This window comes from Phytohabitans flavus (assembly GCF_011764545.1).
GTDB lineage: Bacteria > Actinomycetota > Actinomycetes > Mycobacteriales > Micromonosporaceae > Phytohabitans > Phytohabitans flavus.
The window spans coordinates 8,692,184-8,706,270 of the sequence record NZ_AP022870.1; the positions used below are offsets into that span (position 1 = coordinate 8,692,184).

General features: G+C 71.4%; 13 protein-coding genes and 1 pseudogene. 7 read left to right on the plus strand and 7 right to left on the minus strand.

All coding sequences use genetic code 11. The annotated features are described in order from the left end of the window. The first annotated feature begins 3 nt into the window (after window positions 1–3). Window positions 4–927: an ABC transporter ATP-binding protein gene (locus Pflav_RS38710; RefSeq protein WP_173041542.1), complete on the plus strand. Its 924-nt coding sequence runs from the start codon at window positions 4–6 to the stop codon at window positions 925–927. Next, complete coding sequence (locus Pflav_RS38715; protein ID WP_173041543.1) at window positions 924–1,649, plus strand: ABC transporter permease; 726 nt, start codon at window positions 924–926, stop codon at window positions 1,647–1,649. Before Pflav_RS38710 ends, Pflav_RS38715 begins: the two co-directional genes overlap by 4 nt. Before the next feature lie 47 nt (window positions 1,650–1,696). On the opposite strand, the gene Pflav_RS38720 is transcribed toward Pflav_RS38715, so the two are convergent. From Pflav_RS38720 to Pflav_RS38730, 3 genes are all read right to left on the minus strand, one after another. Next, window positions 1,697–1,888: a DUF397 domain-containing protein gene (locus Pflav_RS38720; protein WP_173041544.1), complete on the minus strand. Its 192-nt coding sequence runs from the start codon at window positions 1,886–1,888 to the stop codon at window positions 1,697–1,699. 18 nt (window positions 1,889–1,906) lie between these two features. Further along, window positions 1,907–2,758: a helix-turn-helix domain-containing protein gene (locus tag Pflav_RS38725; RefSeq protein ID WP_173041545.1), complete on the minus strand. Its 852-nt coding sequence runs from the start codon at window positions 2,756–2,758 to the stop codon at window positions 1,907–1,909. A gap of 288 nt (window positions 2,759–3,046) precedes the next feature. Next, window positions 3,047–4,537, minus strand: a complete 1,491-nt coding sequence (locus Pflav_RS38730; protein ID WP_173041546.1) for a sensor histidine kinase — start codon at window positions 4,535–4,537, stop codon at window positions 3,047–3,049. 110 nt (window positions 4,538–4,647) lie between these two features. Between Pflav_RS38730 and Pflav_RS38735 the strand changes: the two genes are divergently transcribed. Continuing rightward, window positions 4,648–6,954: an HAD-IC family P-type ATPase gene (locus Pflav_RS38735; RefSeq protein WP_173041547.1), complete on the plus strand. Its 2,307-nt coding sequence runs from the start codon at window positions 4,648–4,650 to the stop codon at window positions 6,952–6,954. Here Pflav_RS38735 and Pflav_RS38740 read toward each other — a convergent pair. Next, the gene (locus Pflav_RS38740; RefSeq protein WP_269474652.1) at window positions 6,914–7,576 is read right to left on the minus strand and encodes a response regulator; all 663 of its coding nucleotides are present in this window, start codon (window positions 7,574–7,576) and stop codon (window positions 6,914–6,916) included. The two genes, Pflav_RS38735 and Pflav_RS38740, sit on opposite strands and share 41 nt — an antisense overlap. 328 nt (window positions 7,577–7,904) lie before the next feature. On the opposite strand from Pflav_RS38740, the gene Pflav_RS38745 reads away from it, so the two are divergent. Together Pflav_RS38745 and Pflav_RS38750 are read left to right on the plus strand one after the other, a co-directional pair. After that, window positions 7,905–8,741, plus strand: coding sequence for a S1C family serine protease (locus Pflav_RS38745; protein WP_173041549.1), 837 nt, complete (start codon window positions 7,905–7,907; stop codon window positions 8,739–8,741). 59 nt (window positions 8,742–8,800) lie between these two features. Next, window positions 8,801–9,403 (plus strand): hypothetical protein, encoded by a 603-nt coding sequence (locus Pflav_RS38750; protein WP_173041550.1) that lies wholly within the window; start codon window positions 8,801–8,803, stop codon window positions 9,401–9,403. Between the two features lie 48 nt (window positions 9,404–9,451). Here Pflav_RS38750 and gndA read toward each other — a convergent pair whose 3' ends face one another. The 3 genes from gndA to Pflav_RS38765 all read right to left on the minus strand — a co-directional run bounded on the left by gndA (window position 9,452) and on the right by Pflav_RS38765 (window position 12,694). Further along, a complete protein-coding gene (gndA, locus tag Pflav_RS38755; protein ID WP_173041551.1) occupies window positions 9,452–10,876 on the minus strand; it encodes an NADP-dependent phosphogluconate dehydrogenase in 1,425 nt (474 codons plus the stop codon). Between the two features lie 76 nt (window positions 10,877–10,952). Then, window positions 10,953–11,756: a hypothetical protein gene (locus Pflav_RS38760; protein ID WP_173041552.1), complete on the minus strand. Its 804-nt coding sequence runs from the start codon at window positions 11,754–11,756 to the stop codon at window positions 10,953–10,955. A gap of 131 nt (window positions 11,757–11,887) precedes the next feature. Beyond that, window positions 11,888–12,694: an alpha/beta fold hydrolase gene (locus tag Pflav_RS38765; RefSeq protein WP_173041553.1), complete on the minus strand. Its 807-nt coding sequence runs from the start codon at window positions 12,692–12,694 to the stop codon at window positions 11,888–11,890. A 34-nt stretch (window positions 12,695–12,728) separates the two neighbouring features. Here Pflav_RS38765 and Pflav_RS49195 point away from each other — a divergent pair. Both Pflav_RS49195 and Pflav_RS38770 read left to right on the plus strand, forming a co-directional pair. After that, a pseudogene (locus Pflav_RS49195) lies at window positions 12,729–12,953 on the plus strand (GntR family transcriptional regulator); the annotation flags it as partial. A gap of 137 nt (window positions 12,954–13,090) precedes the next feature. Next, a complete protein-coding gene (locus tag Pflav_RS38770) occupies window positions 13,091–14,086 on the plus strand; it encodes an aminotransferase-like domain-containing protein (protein ID WP_232072417.1) in 996 nt (331 codons plus the stop codon). Window position 14,087: the final 1 nt, after the last annotated feature.

A 14,087-nucleotide genomic window follows, 5' to 3' on the forward strand; every position in this document is an offset into this window, starting at 1 on the left:
CGCATGACCATCACTGTGACCGGCCTGACGAAACGTTACGGCGCGACCACTGCGGTGCACGACATCTCGCTGCGGATCGCGCCAGGCCGGGTGACCGGGTTTCTCGGGCCGAACGGCTCGGGCAAATCCACCACCATCCGCATGATCCTGGGACTGGACCGGCCAACCGCCGGCAGCGCGCTTGTGAACGGCAAGCCGTACGCCGAGCTGAAGAATCCACTTCGGACAGTTGGTGCACTGCTCGACGCTCGCGCGGTGCACCCGGGCCGTAGCGCCCGCAACCACCTGCGTGCGATGGCGCGCAGCAACGGCATACCCGAGCGGCGCGTGGGCGAGGTGCTGGAGACGGTCGGCCTCCGTGACGTGGCGCGGAAGCGGGCCGGCGGTTTCTCACTCGGCATGAGCCAGCGGCTCGGCATCGCGGAGGCGCTGCTCGGCGACCCTGAGGTACTGATCTTCGACGAGCCGGTCAACGGGCTCGACCCGGACGGCGTGCGGTGGATACGCCAGCTCATGCGCGCGCTGGCCGCCGAGGGGCGTACCGTCTTCGTCTCCAGCCACCTCATGAGCGAGATGCAGCAGACCGCCGACCACCTCGTCGTGATCGGCAAGGGCCGGATCATCCGGGACGCCCCGATCGCCGAGGTGATCGCGGGAAGCTCGACAACCGCCATCCGGGTGCGTACGCCGGACGCGGAGGCGCTGCGCCATCAGCTCGCAGCCGCGACGATCGCAGTAAGCCACACCGGCCCGGACGAGCTGACCGTTACCGGCGCGCAGATCGAGCGGATCGGCGACATCGCGTACGAGGCTGGGGTGCGCCTGCACGAGCTGAGCCGGCGGGACGCCTCACTGGAGGAGGCGTACCTGGAGCTGACCGCGCCGAGCGTCGAGTACGCCGCACCGGCACCGGGAGAGTCCCGGTGACCGCGGCGGCCGAGTGGGTGAAGCTCTGGACGGTGCGCTCCACGTGGTGGTGCGTCGCGGCAAGCGTCACGCTGATGGGCTGCACGGCCTTCTTGCTGGCCAACGACTTCGTGTACGACATCGAGCACCCCGACCAGCAGTCGGTGCGCGACACGGCGGCCACCACGCAGTCGATAGTGGACCCGGCCGCGGCGTCGGTATCGCTCGCCCAGTTCGCGGTGATCGCGCTGGCCATGCTGGTGATCACATCTGAGTACTCCACTGGCGCGATCCGGTCCACGCTGCGGGCGGTGCCGGTCCGCGGCCGGGTACTGCTGGCCAAGGCCGCCGTGGCCGCGGCGGCGACCTTCGGCGCGGGGCTGGTTCTCGCCGTCGCCGGCCTGTTCGCGGCGCGACTGGGCCTGCGGGAATACGCGGTCGTGGACCTTGGCGACGCGGGGGCGGTGGCGGTACGGATCGCCGTCTACCTCGCGCTTGTCGCGGTCTTCAGCGTCGGGATGGGCGCCGCCCTGCGCAGCGCGGTCGGCACGCTCTCGGCGGTGCTTGTGTTACTGGTCGGCCTGTCGATGGTGGTACCCGAACCGGCCTCGGAATACATGCCGGGCGTGGCCGGCGGGATGTTCGTGGCGGACGGTGACGCGAGTGGGGCGCTGATACTGGTCGCCTGGACTGGCGCGGTCCTGGCGGCGGGCTACGCGGTCATCAGGCGGCGCGACGCCTGACCGAACGGCGGGAGTGCGGCGACCGGCCGCACTCCCGGTCCGAAGGGCTACCGGCGGTCGAACTCGCCGAGCTGCACACCCTCCAGAAACTCCTGCCAGTGGTCACGCCCGAAGCCGAGCACCGGCCCGCCGCGCTCCTTGCTGTCTCGCATTTGGACAGTGGCAGCGTCGTGGCGTGCCTCCACACAGTTACCGTTGCTGTAGCTGCGCGAGCTCTTGCGCCAAGAGTTCGTCAACACCGAGTTGTTCTCACATTCTTAGGGGGAATGGCGGACCGTAAGCTCGATCTTAGTGATCGACTCATCTGGATCGAGCGCGAGCTGGCGGAGTTTGTGAAACGCGTCCCGATAGGGCTGGATGCTGCTGGCGCGCTCGAATCGTCCCCCGGCGAAATCTTCGATGTACACCGAATCAGGCTCGTCGGATTCTAGATAGATCAAGACGAAGTGCTGGAAGCTGCCGATCGGCCGGGTGTGCTCGTCGAGGAGGATTCGCAGGTCGACATTCGGCAGCTCAGCTGCCTCTATCAGATGATGCAGCTGGTCGCGCATGGTAGCTGTGTCGCCCACCGTCTGCCGGAGGACAGCCTCCTGAAGGATGAGCGAGAGGTGCAGTGGGTCGGCCTTGCGGAGCACCTCCTGCCGGCGCAGCCGCACCTGGATGCGGTCCTCCACCTGGCTCGGGTTGAGCTTGGGGATGCCGCTCTCGACAAGCGCCCGCGCGTACGACTCCAGCTGGAGCAGGCCGGGCACGACCATCGGCTCGTACGACTCGAAGCGCGTCGCCTCGTCCTCAAACCCGATGAACGTGGCATACGCCTCGGAGATCGTCCCGCTGAACTCGCTCCACCAACTGCGCGCCCGTCCCTTCTCCGCGAGGGAGAGCAGCTCGGTGCGGCGGTCAGCATTGTCCACTTGGTACAGGTCCAGAAGGTCGCGCAGGTCCCGGCCGCGGATGCCGATACGGCCCCCCTCCACGCGGGAAATCCACGACGCGGACCGTTCTACCCGCTCGCCGGCCTGCTCGCCGGTCAGTCCCCGCTCCTGTCGCAACATGCGCAGGGCGAGTCCTAGCCGGCGCCGCTGGACGGTCGGGCTCGTGCCGTCCACGACTCCTCCTCCCCACGGCCATGACACGACACATTTGAACATGTACAACAACCGCGGTGTCGCGGTTCCAGTCCCCCGGGCGAAACGTACCATGAGTGATCATGTTGAGTCTCTTGCAAATGCGACTCGCACGGGCCATGCTCATGTGACAGGAGCGGAGGTTCTCCTGCCAAGCCTGCCAAGCTGCCTCCGGCCCCCGCTCCTTTGTACTCCGGCCGGGCCGGCGACGCCGAGGGCAAGGGCGCCCCGCTTCGCCGCCCGGCACGGACCTGTCAGGTAGGGGACAGGTCAGTTGCGGGTGAGCATGTCTTTCGCCATCAGGCGGCCGTCTGTGAAGCAAAGCCGGTAGATGGTGAGCCGCGCGCGCAGCAGGTCGCCGTCCGCGCGGTAGTAGCGGCAGTCGCCACCCGGTCCGTCGTCCCGCGCCGGTGCGTCCAGCCATTCACGGTCCGGGAGCACCCGCTCCACCGCGGCCTGGTCCATGCCGACGCTGAGGGCGGCATAGTCGCCGGGCCGGAGCACCGAGTTGGCCGTCGCATGGGCGTAGTAGACAAGCGCGGTCCCGCCCAGCACCGCACCAAGCGCCACCGGCACCGCGAACGTGGCGACGAGGCCGCGCCGGGCCCGCCGCTGCACGAGCCGCCGCCGGTCGGTGGAGGTCTCCGGGACGTGCGGAGCGGGCGCCGCCGCGTAGGGCAGCCGGGCCACCACCTCGAAGCTACCGCTGGGCAGCCGCCCGGCGCTGAGCGTGCCGCCGGCGAGCCGTACCCGCTCGGTCAGCCCGACCAGGCCGCGCCGCCCCGGGACGCTTTCCGGAAGGGGACCTGCGGGTGGGGGCGCGTTCCGCACGGTGACCGTCGCCTCGGACTCGCCGCGCCGGACCCGTACCGTGACCGCCGCGCCCGGCGCGTGCTTGTTGGCGTTGGTCAGCGCCTCCTGCACGACCCGGTGCGCCGCTCGGTCGACCATCGGCGGCAACGGTTCTATCTCGCCCTCGTGGTCGAGGTCGACGGCCATACCCGAGTCCTTCGCGCGGCGGACGAGCTCCGCGACGTCCTCGTCCACCGGCTGGACCGGGGCCGCGTCGGTCTGGTCACGGAGCACACCGATGATCTCGCGTAGCCGCTCGGTGGCGGCCCCGGCGCTGGCCCGCAACTCGGCGGCGGCGTCGCGGTGCCGCTCGTCGAGGTCGGGGGCGAGCTCGAGGGCACCGGCGCGAAGCGCGATGAGGCTGAGCTCGTGGCCGAGCGAGTCGTGCATGTCCTCGGCGATCCGCGTCCGCTCCCGCAGCCGTACCTGGTCGGCGATCATGCGCTGCTCGCGCTCCAGCTGCTCCGCGTGCTCCCACCCGGCGGCCACCAGGTCCTGCTGCTGCCGCCGGTAGCGACCGACCAGCCACGGGAAGAGCCCCGCGTACACAAGCACGCCGGCCATCTGGGTCCAGACGAGGAAGCCGGCGTCGACAAGCACGTACGGCGTGGCGAGCGCCACGATCGCCAGGAACCCCGCGGCAGCCGGGAGCACGCTCACCATCCGCCGGCCGACGAGGTAGCTGACCACTGGCAGCGCGAACGAGAAGTTGCCGTCCACGGCGGTGAGCGCGACCACGACGAAGAGCGAGGCGATCGGGTACCGGCGGCTCAGCGCCACCGCCGCGGCGAGCCCGGCCAAGGCGAGCAGGAGCAGCCAGAACGGGTAACCGTTGTGGCCGGGCCAGGCGATCGCGACGGGCAGGGCGAGCACCACCCAGAGCAGGATGTCGGTCGCCGTACGTCGCACAGCTCCGACGGTAGCTCCGCCGGACCGGGCGAGAACCCTGCCGAAAGTCAGGGGTGCCGGACGACGATCGGCCGCGGCGGCCGGCAGCACCGCGCACCTACGGTGGCCCAATGTTGCGCGTGGAGACCGGCCTGACCGCACCCGAGGTAGCCGAGCGGATCGCCGCCGGCCAGGTGAACGACGTCCCGGCGCGGTCCAGCCGGAGCGTTGGAGAGATCGTCCGGGCCAACCTGTTCACCCGGATCAACGCGATCGTCGGCGTACTCCTGATCATGATCCTGGCGGTCGGCCCGATCCAGGATGCCCTCTTCGGCGGTGTGATCATCGCGAACACCCTGATCGGTGTCATCCAGGAGCTGCGGGCCAAGCGGACGCTCGACCGGCTGGCGATCGTCGGTGCCGCGCGCCCGATCGTGCGCCGCGACGGGTACGCGGTCGAGGTGGACGCGGCGGAGATCGTGCTCGACGACCTCGTCGAGCTCGGCGCCGGCGACAAGATCGTGGTGGACGGGGTGGTCGCCGAGGCCGAGCACCTCGAGGTGGACGAGTCGCTGCTCACCGGCGAGGCGGACCCGGTCGTGAAGCGCCCCGGCGACCCGGTGCTCTCGGGCAGCTTCGTGGTGTCCGGCGCGGGCTCCTTCACCACGACGAAGGTGGGTCGGGAGGCGTACGCGGCGAGGCTCGCCGAGGAGGCCAGCCGCTTCACGCTCGTCGACTCGCAGCTGCGCAACGGGATCAACACGATCCTGCGGGTGGTCACCTGGATGATCATCCCGACCGGGCTGGCGCTGGTGGCCAGCCAGCTCATGGTCAATCGGGACGACCTGCCCGAGGCGGTACGCCGTATGGTCGGCGGCCTGGTGCCGATGGTGCCGGAAGGGCTTGTGCTGCTCACGTCGATGGCGTTCGCGGTCGGCGTGATCCGGCTCGGCCGGCGCAACACGCTCGTACAGGAGTTGCCCGCGATCGAGGGACTGGCCCGGGTGAGCGTGGTCGCGCTGGACAAGACCGGCACGCTCACCGATACGAAGATGGCGGTGGCCGAGCTGCGCCGGCTTGGCGCGGATGCCCCGGTCGAGGCGGTGCTCGGTGTCCTCGCTGCCGCCGACGAGCGCCCCAACCCGAGCATGCGGGCAATCGCTGCCGCGTACCCCGAGCAGCCACAGTGGACAGTGGGCGAGCGGACGCCGTTCTCCTCCGCCCGGCGCTGGAGCGGGGCGGTGCTCACCGCGCCCGACGGCGGTACGGCCACCTGGCGGCTCGGCGCGCCCGACGTGCTCCTGCCGGTCGGGCACGAGGCACTGGCCGGGGCCGACGCGTACGGCACCCGTGGACTGCGGGTGCTGCTCCTCACCCGGGACGAGGCGCCGGTCGCGTTGGTGGTGCTCGCCCAGCGGCTGCGCGCGGACGCGCCCGATACGCTGCGCTACTTCGCTGAGCAGGGCGTCGCGGTCAAGGTGATCTCGGGTGACAACCCGGTCTCGGTCGGCGCGGTTGCCAAGGCGCTCGACCTGCCCGGTGCCGATCGGCCAGTGGACGCCCGTACGCTCCCGGACGACCGCGCACAGCTGGCGGCCGCGGTCGAGGCGGGTACGGTCTTCGGCCGGGTGGGTCCGCAACAGAAGCGGGACATCGTGGCCGCACTCCAGTCCCGCGGCCACACTGTCGCGATGACCGGCGACGGGGTCAACGACGTACTCGCGCTCAAGGACGCCGACATCGGCGTCGCGATGGGCGCGGGCAGCCCGGCGACCCGTGCGGTGGCGCAGATCGTGTTGCTGGACAACAGCTTCGCCGCGCTCCCGTCGGTGGTGACCGAGGGGCGGCGGGTGATCGGCAACATCGAGCGGGTCGCCAACCTCTTTCTCACCAAGACCGTGTACTCGGTGCTGCTCGCCGTCATCGTCGTGCTGAGCCAGGTGCCGTACCCGTTCCTGCCCCGCCACCTGACGCTCATCGGGTCGCTGACGATCGGCATCCCGGCGTTTTTCCTCGCGCTCGCGCCGAACGCCGAGCGGGCCCGGGCCGGCTTCGTCGGGCGGGTGCTGCGGTTCGCGGTACCGGCCGGGGTGCTCGCGGCGGCCGCCACGATCACGTCGTACCTGAGCGCCCGCGGCATCTACGACGGCAACCTGGAGGCCGAGACCTCGGCCGCCACGCTCACGCTCTTCCTCGTCGCGCTGTGGGCGCTGGCGATCATCGCGCGGCCGTACACCTGGTGGCGGGTCCTGCTGGTGACCACGATGGGCGGCGCGTTCGCGGTGGTGCTGGTGGTCCCGTTCCTCCAGGAGTTCTTCCAGCTTGAGCTGGTCGGCGGGCGAGCGCCCGGCCTGGCGGTGGCGATCGCGGCGGCCGCGGGCCTGCTGCTGGAGCTGGTCACTCGGCTGGCTCGACCAGCCCCGCCTCGTACGCGATGATCGCCGCCTGCACCCGGTTGCGCACGCCCAGCCGGGTCAGGATCGCGCTCACGTAGCTCTTGACGGTCCCCTCCACGAGGAAGAGCCGCTTCGCGATCCCCGCATTGGACAGTCCCGCGCCGACGAGCGCCAGCACGTCGCGCTCCCGCTCGGTCAGCGCTTCGATGCGGGTGCGGGCGGCGGCGCCGCGGCTCATCCGGCCGTCGCGCAGCTCGCTGATCACGCGCTGGGCCACCCGGGGCGAGAGGTACGCGGCACCGCCGGCCACCGCCCGCACACCGGTGATCAGCTCGCGCGGGTCGCCGGACTTCAGCAGGAAGCCGCTGGCGCCGTCGCCGAGCGCCCGGGCGATGTACTCGTCCTCGCCGAACGTGGTGAGCATGACCACCGCGGTATCCGGTGCTGACCGGTGTATCTCGGTGGCCGCCGCGAGCCCGTCCAGGCGCGGCATGCGGATGTCCAGCAGCGCGACCTGTGGGCGGTGGGCGAGCGTGAGGTCGACCGCCTCCCGGCCGTCACCGGCTTCGGCCACCACGTCGATTTCGGGGTCGGCGGCGAGGATCGCCTTCACCCCGGCGCGGATCATGGCTTCGTCGTCGGCGAGAAGTACCCGGATCACCAGGCCGACGCTACCCCGACCTTCGCGCTCGGTACGTGCGCGGCGGTGCGCGGTTCCTGATTGATATCGCGGTGATATGGGCGAGCTTGCGCCTCGATGCGATCCTTGACCGGTGACCACTGCGCACGGCCCCGGCGGAGGCGGCCCGGGCTCCGACGAGCCAACCGGCCGGATCCCGTTGCCGGCCCCAGGCGCAGCACCCGCACCGCCGCCCGTGCCCGTTCCGGGGCAGCACCCACCGCAGGTTCCGGTGCAACTGCCGCCGCCGGTTCACAGTCAGCTGCCGCCGTCCGGTTATCCGCCCTCGTTGCTGGGGCCACCACCGCCGGCGATGCCCGCTCCGGTTTCCGGGCCGGCCGTCTCGGCGGCGCCGGCCGCACCCAAGCCGCGCCGGGCCGGGTTCGTGCTGGCCACGATCGCGATCCTCGTCACGCTCGGGCTCGGTGCCGTCGTGATCGTCCAGTCTCGACAGATCAGCGACCTGCGCGGCGACCTCGACCAGGCCCGTGCCGAGTCGGGCAACGCGCAGGCCAGCGACGACCAGCGGCTCGACAGCCTGGAGGGCCAGGTCACCCAGCTCGGCGAGCAGGCCGACCAGGTCTTCGATCCGCAGGCGGTCGCGGCCGCGGTGCTGCCCAGCGTCTTCCGGATCACCGCGGGCAAGCTGACCGGCACCGCGTTCGCCGTCGGCAGCCCTCGCTCGGGCAGCAGCCGGCTGCTCACGGCGTACCACGTGGTGCAGGAGGTCTGGGGTCGCGGCGCCAACACGGTGCAGTTGGAGCGTGACGGCGAGACCTACAGTGCCACAGTGACCGACGTCGACCCGGGCAACGACATCGCGGTGCTGTCGGCGCCGTTCGAGTTCGCCGGTCTGGCCACGGCCACCGAGCCGGTCAAGTCCGGCCAGCAGATCGTCGTGGTCGGCTCGCCGCTCGGCCTGACCGACAGCGTGACCGTCGGCGTGGTGAGCGCGTTCCGCAAGGGCGAGGCCGGTGCCGCGGACCTCATCCAGTTCGATGCCTCGATCAATCCCGGCAACTCCGGTGGCCCGGTCGTCAACACCTCGAAACAGGTGGTGGGCATCGCCAGCCTCAAGGCCAGAGATGCCGAAGGGATCGGGCTGGCCACCCCGATCCAGACCGCCTGCGCCAAGTTTCGGGTCTGTTAGAGCCTGCGGACAGGTCCTGACCGGCCCCGACGAAGTCCAGCCCCTCAGGAGGAAGAGCGATGAGCCACCCCGGGTACCCGCCGGAAGGCCCGCAGCAGCAGTACCCGCCGCAGTCGCCGGCCTACCCCGGCTACCCGCCGGCCCAACCCCAACCCCAGCCGCAGCCCCAGGTCACCGGTAGCTGGCCCCAGACGAGCACGCCGCCGTATGCCATCTCAGGTGCGCCGCCGGGCACCGGTGTCCCTTATGGACAGCCGCAGCAGGGTGGGCGGGCGTCGATGATGGTGGCGGTCGTGGCGGCGGTCGCGCTCTTCCTGCTAGCGGGCGTGATGACCGGGCTGTATGTGGCCAAGAGCAGCCAGCTCGGCGACACCCGGGACACGCTCAGCAGCCAGGTCGCCGACCGGGACAACGCGATCAAGACGAACACCGACAAGATCACTCAGCTCGAGGCGGACCTCAAGAAGACGAACGACGAGCTGAACAAGAACAAAGAGTCGCTCGACAAGGTCACGAAGGAGCGCGACGTGTTGCTGCCGTGCATGCGGCGCTTCGTCGAGGCTCTGGAAGCTGCCGGGACCGACAACGAGCCCGGGCTGGAGATTGCGCTGCGGCAGGCGACCACCGCCTGCCAGAAGGCGCAGGGCGAGATCGACTCTTGATACCAGCGCGGCGGGGTCCCAGGCCGGACCCCGCCGCGAATGGAGAAATCAGGCAGTGACCTCGCTGCGGTCGCCGCCCCACAGCACGTGGAAGCTGCCCTCGCGGTCGACCCGGCGGTACGTGTGCGCGCCGAAGAAGTCGCGCTGGCCCTGCACAAGCGCGGCGGGCAGCCGCTCGGCCCGCAGCCCGTCGTAGTACGCCAGGGCGGAGGAGAAGCCGGGCACCGGGATGCCCAGCGTCGTGGCCGTCGTCACAACCCGCCGCCAGGCGTCCTGCGCACCGCGTACGGCGTCCTGGAAGTAGTCGTCGACGAGCAGCGAGGGCAGTCCGGCGTCGCCGTCGTACGCCGCCTTGATGCGGTCGAGGAACTTGGCCCGGATGATGCAGCCGCCCCGCCAGATCGTGGCCATCGCGCCCGGGTCGATGCTCCAGTTGTACTCCGCGCTGCCGGCCTGGATCTGGTTGAAGCCCTGCGCGTAGGCGACGATCTTCGACGCGTACAGCGCCTGCTCCACGTCCTCGACAAGCAGGTCGGCGGAGCCGGTGGGCAGCGGGCCGGGCAGCTCGCGAGCGGCGGCGCGCAGGTCGGCGCCGCCGGAGAGCGAGCGGGCGAAGACCGCCTCGGCGATGCCGCTGACCGGCACGCCCAGGTCGAGCGCGATCTGCACGGTCCAGCGGCCGGTGCCCTTCTGCTCGGCCTGGTCGAGGACCACGTCGACGAACGGCTTGCCGGTCGTCGCGTCGGTGTGCGCGAGCACCTCGGCCGTGATCTCGATGAGGTACGAGCCGAGGCGCCCCTCGTTCCAGCCGCGGAAGACCTCGGCGATCTCGGCCGGCTCGCGACCGGCGCCGCGGCGCAGCAGGTCGTACGCCTCCGCGATGAGCTGCATGTCCGCGTACTCGATGCCGTTGTGCACCATTTTCACGAAGTGTCCGGCGCCATCCGGCCCGACGTGGGTGCAGCACGGCGTGCCGTCGACCTTCGCGGAGATGTCCTCCAGCAGCGGGCCGAGCGCCTCGTACGACTCAGGGGAGCCGCCGGGCATGATGCTGGGCCCGTGCAGCGCACCCTCCTCGCCGCCCGAGATGCCGGCACCGACGAAGTGCAGCCCGCGCTCGCGCAGCGCATGCTCGCGGCGGCGGGTGTCCGCGAAGTGCGCGTTGCCGCCGTCGACGATCATGTCGCCCGGCTCCAGCAACGGCGCGAACTCGTCGATCACGGCGTCGGTGGGGCCGCCGGCCTTAACCATGATCACGAGGCGGCGGGGCCGCTCCAGGCTCGCCACGAACTGCTCCGCGGTCTCCGCCGGCAGGAAGGTGCCCTCGTGGCCGAACTCCTCGACAAGCTCCTTGGTCCGGCCGTACGAGCGGTTGTGTACCGCCACGGAATGGCCGTGCCGCGCCAGGTTTCGGGCGAGGTTGCGGCCCATGACCGCCAGTCCCGTGACCCCGATGCGTGCCAACTCCGTCATTAGGTCTTCCTCCCTCACGGCCGAGCAATGGCTCGATTCTGCCCTACATACGTAGTGTGCTCGTCAGGAGTTGAGGTCAACCGTTAGGCCAGCGGCGTTCCCGGATGGTGCGCGCGGCGTTGCTCTGCCAGTTGCCGCGGACGCCGGGGCGCCCCGCCGCCTGGCCCGGCTCCACCTTGCGCCGCGCGCGCATGAGCAGCGTCAGGCCGAGGAAGACCATCATCCCGCCCACCGCGAGGCCCACCGGGAGCAGGCCGGAGCCGCCGGTGTTGGACGCAGGGGTGGTCGGCCCGCCGACGTCGCCCGCGACCGGCGCCTCGGCCTCCTCGGTCGGCGCGGCGGTCTCCTCCTGGGCCGGCGTAGGCGATGGAGACGGGGACGGGCCGTCACCCTCGACGTTGCGGGTGGAGGTGTCGCTCTCCAGGAACTCGTTGCGGGCGTCGTACGCCTCCACGCTGAGGGTCACCCGCCCGCCGCCGGCATCGTCGTCGAACGCGATCCGGTACCGCGCCGTCACGTTGCGGTCGCGGCACAGCCTGCCGGGGTCGAGCCGCTCGTCGGTCACCCGCCCCTCGGCGCCCTCGGACTGGAAGTCGACCGGGAACTGGCCGTCCTCCTCCCGCCGGTCGATCGAGATCTGGTCGAGGCTCATGTTTTCCACCCGGATCACCAGCGACCAGCGCACCTTGATGCACTCGCGGGTGCGCTTGGTCGCCACCACGGTCAGCTCGGCCGGGTTTGCGCCCGCCTCGAAACGGTCGGTCACCTCGGAGATCCGCACGGTGACGCCCTGTGCCGCGGACGCCGGCGCAACGGCTATGCCGGTGGACACGACGAGGATGCCGAGCACCACGCCCAAACGGCCCGCGAAACGCCACACGCTCCTCACCCCAGGTTTGACCCAAAGCTCCAGACGCCCACGCTAGGGCGGGCCGTGGGGAGGTGGAAAGGCGCCGTATTCGCGCCTTTCGCGGATGAAGGACATGACAAACACGACTAGTGGTGAACCGGTCACGCGCCGGCTGCGGTCTCCCGCGTTCTGATCAGGAAGTCGTGGAGCGCCGCGTTGAATTCGGCCGAACGCTCCAGGTTGGGCATGTGTGCCGCGCCCTCGACCACGACAAGCCACGCGTCCGGGATCGTGTCGCTCATCACCCGGGCATCGGCCACCGGCGTGAACGCGTCCTCCGCGCCGACCACCACCAGCGCGGGCACCGCCACCTCGGCGAGCATCGCCACGTAGTCCGGCCGCTCGGCCCGCCCGCGCAGCGCGGCCGCCGCACCCTCGGGAGCGGTGCCCCGCATCATGGCGAGGACCTGCGTGACCACGTCGGGCGGTGCGCTCGCAGACACCATCTTGTACAGGACCTCCTCGGCGTACGGCCCCATGCCCTCGCGCAGCAGCCGCTCCGCCATCTCCCGACGCCACCCCCGCGTCGCCTCGCCGTCGGCCGGTGCCGAGGTGTCCGCGAGCAACAGACCGCGCAGCCGGTGCGCGAAGAGGCGGTGGCACTCCAGCACGATCTGGCCGCCCATCGACAGTCCACCGAGGACGAACCGGTCCACGCCCAGCCGGTCGAGCAGCCCCGCGATGTCGGCGGCGAACACGTCCAACGTGGTCTTGCCCGGCACGACCGTGCTCGAGCCGTATCCGCGCAGGTCGGGGGCGATGACCCGCCAGCCGGCGCGGCTGAGGTGCGCCACCTGCGGCTGCCACATGCTCCGGTCGAACGGGTGCCCGTGCACCAGCACGAGCGTGTCGCCGGTGCCCTCGTCGTCGTACCCAATCGTGATTTCCCCGATGGTTGCCGTAGCCATGCTCCGAGGCTATGTGGTGCAATGGGTGAGTGCAATGACAAAGTTGCACTCGGTGCAATGTGGGGAGTGGCCCGTGGAGGACTACCGCCTGATCGCCGACGCGCTCGCCGGTGACATCGCGGCCGGCCGGCTCCGCCCGGGCGACAGGCTCCCGACGCAGCGGGCGTTCGCGCGGTCCCGGGGCATCGCCAGCTCCACCGCCGCCCGGGTGTATGGCGAGCTGATCCGGCGTGGCCTGGCGACAGGCGAGGTGGGGCGGGGCACGTTCGTCCGGGCTGGCGCGCCGATGGCCCATCAGCCGCTCGCCGAGCCGGCCGGCGCGCGGGTCGACCTGGAGCTCAATTTCTCCGTGCTGCCCGAGCAGCCGGCGCTGCTCGCCCCGGCCTGGAGCGTCTGGTGCGCCCGGACGCGTTCGCGGCCGCGCTTGCCCCGGCGACGGTCACCGGTCCGCCCGGCGCACGCGAGGCGGCCGCGCCGGTGCTCGCCCGCGCCGGCTGGACGCCCGAGCCAGAGCGGATCCTCTTCGCCGGCAACGGGCGCCAGGCGATCGCCGCCGCCATCGCCGCGCTCGTGCCGATGGGGGAGCGGCTGGGCGTGGAGGCCCTTACGTACCCGGTGGTCAGGGGCATCGCGGCGCGACTGGGCGTGACGCTCGTGCCGCTGCCGATGGACGAGCACGGCTTGGTGCCGGAGGCGCTGCGCGAGGCCCGCGTGCGTGCGGTCTACGTTCAGCCCACGCTGCACAACCCGCTCGGCGTGACGATGCCGCCGGCCCGCCACGCGGCGCTGGCAGCCGTGCTCGACGAGCTGGACATCTACGCGATCGAGGATGCGGTCTACGCGTTCTTGCGCGATGACCCGCCGCTGGCCGCCTCGGCGCCGGCCCGGACGCTCGTCGTCGACAGCCTGTCGAAGCGACTGTCGCCGGGACTGACGTTGGGCTTCGTGGTCACACCCGCGCGTGGCGTCGGCGACCGGGTCGCGGCCGCGCTGCGGTCCGGCGGGTGGGCGGCCGGCGGCTTCGCGCTCGCCGCCGCGACAGGCTGGATGGCGGATGGGACGGTCGCCGACCTGGTCCGCGCCAAGCGGCGCGACGCGGCGGAGCGCCAGCGGATCGTCGGCAAGATCCTCGATGGGTACTCGGTGCGCGCCGACCCGAACGCCTATCACTGCTGGTGGGAGCTGCCGGAGCCGTGGCGGGCGGAGACCTTCGTGGCCGCCGCGGCCCGCCACGGCATCGCGGTCACTCCGGCGGCGGCGTTCGCCGTGAGCCCGGCGCACTCGCCGAACGCGGTGCGCCTGGCCCTCGCGGCCCCACCCGTCGACGCCCTGTCCGCGGCCTCGGAAGTGCTAGCAGCCGTGGCGCGCGGCGAATACGCCGGAGTCGAGTGAC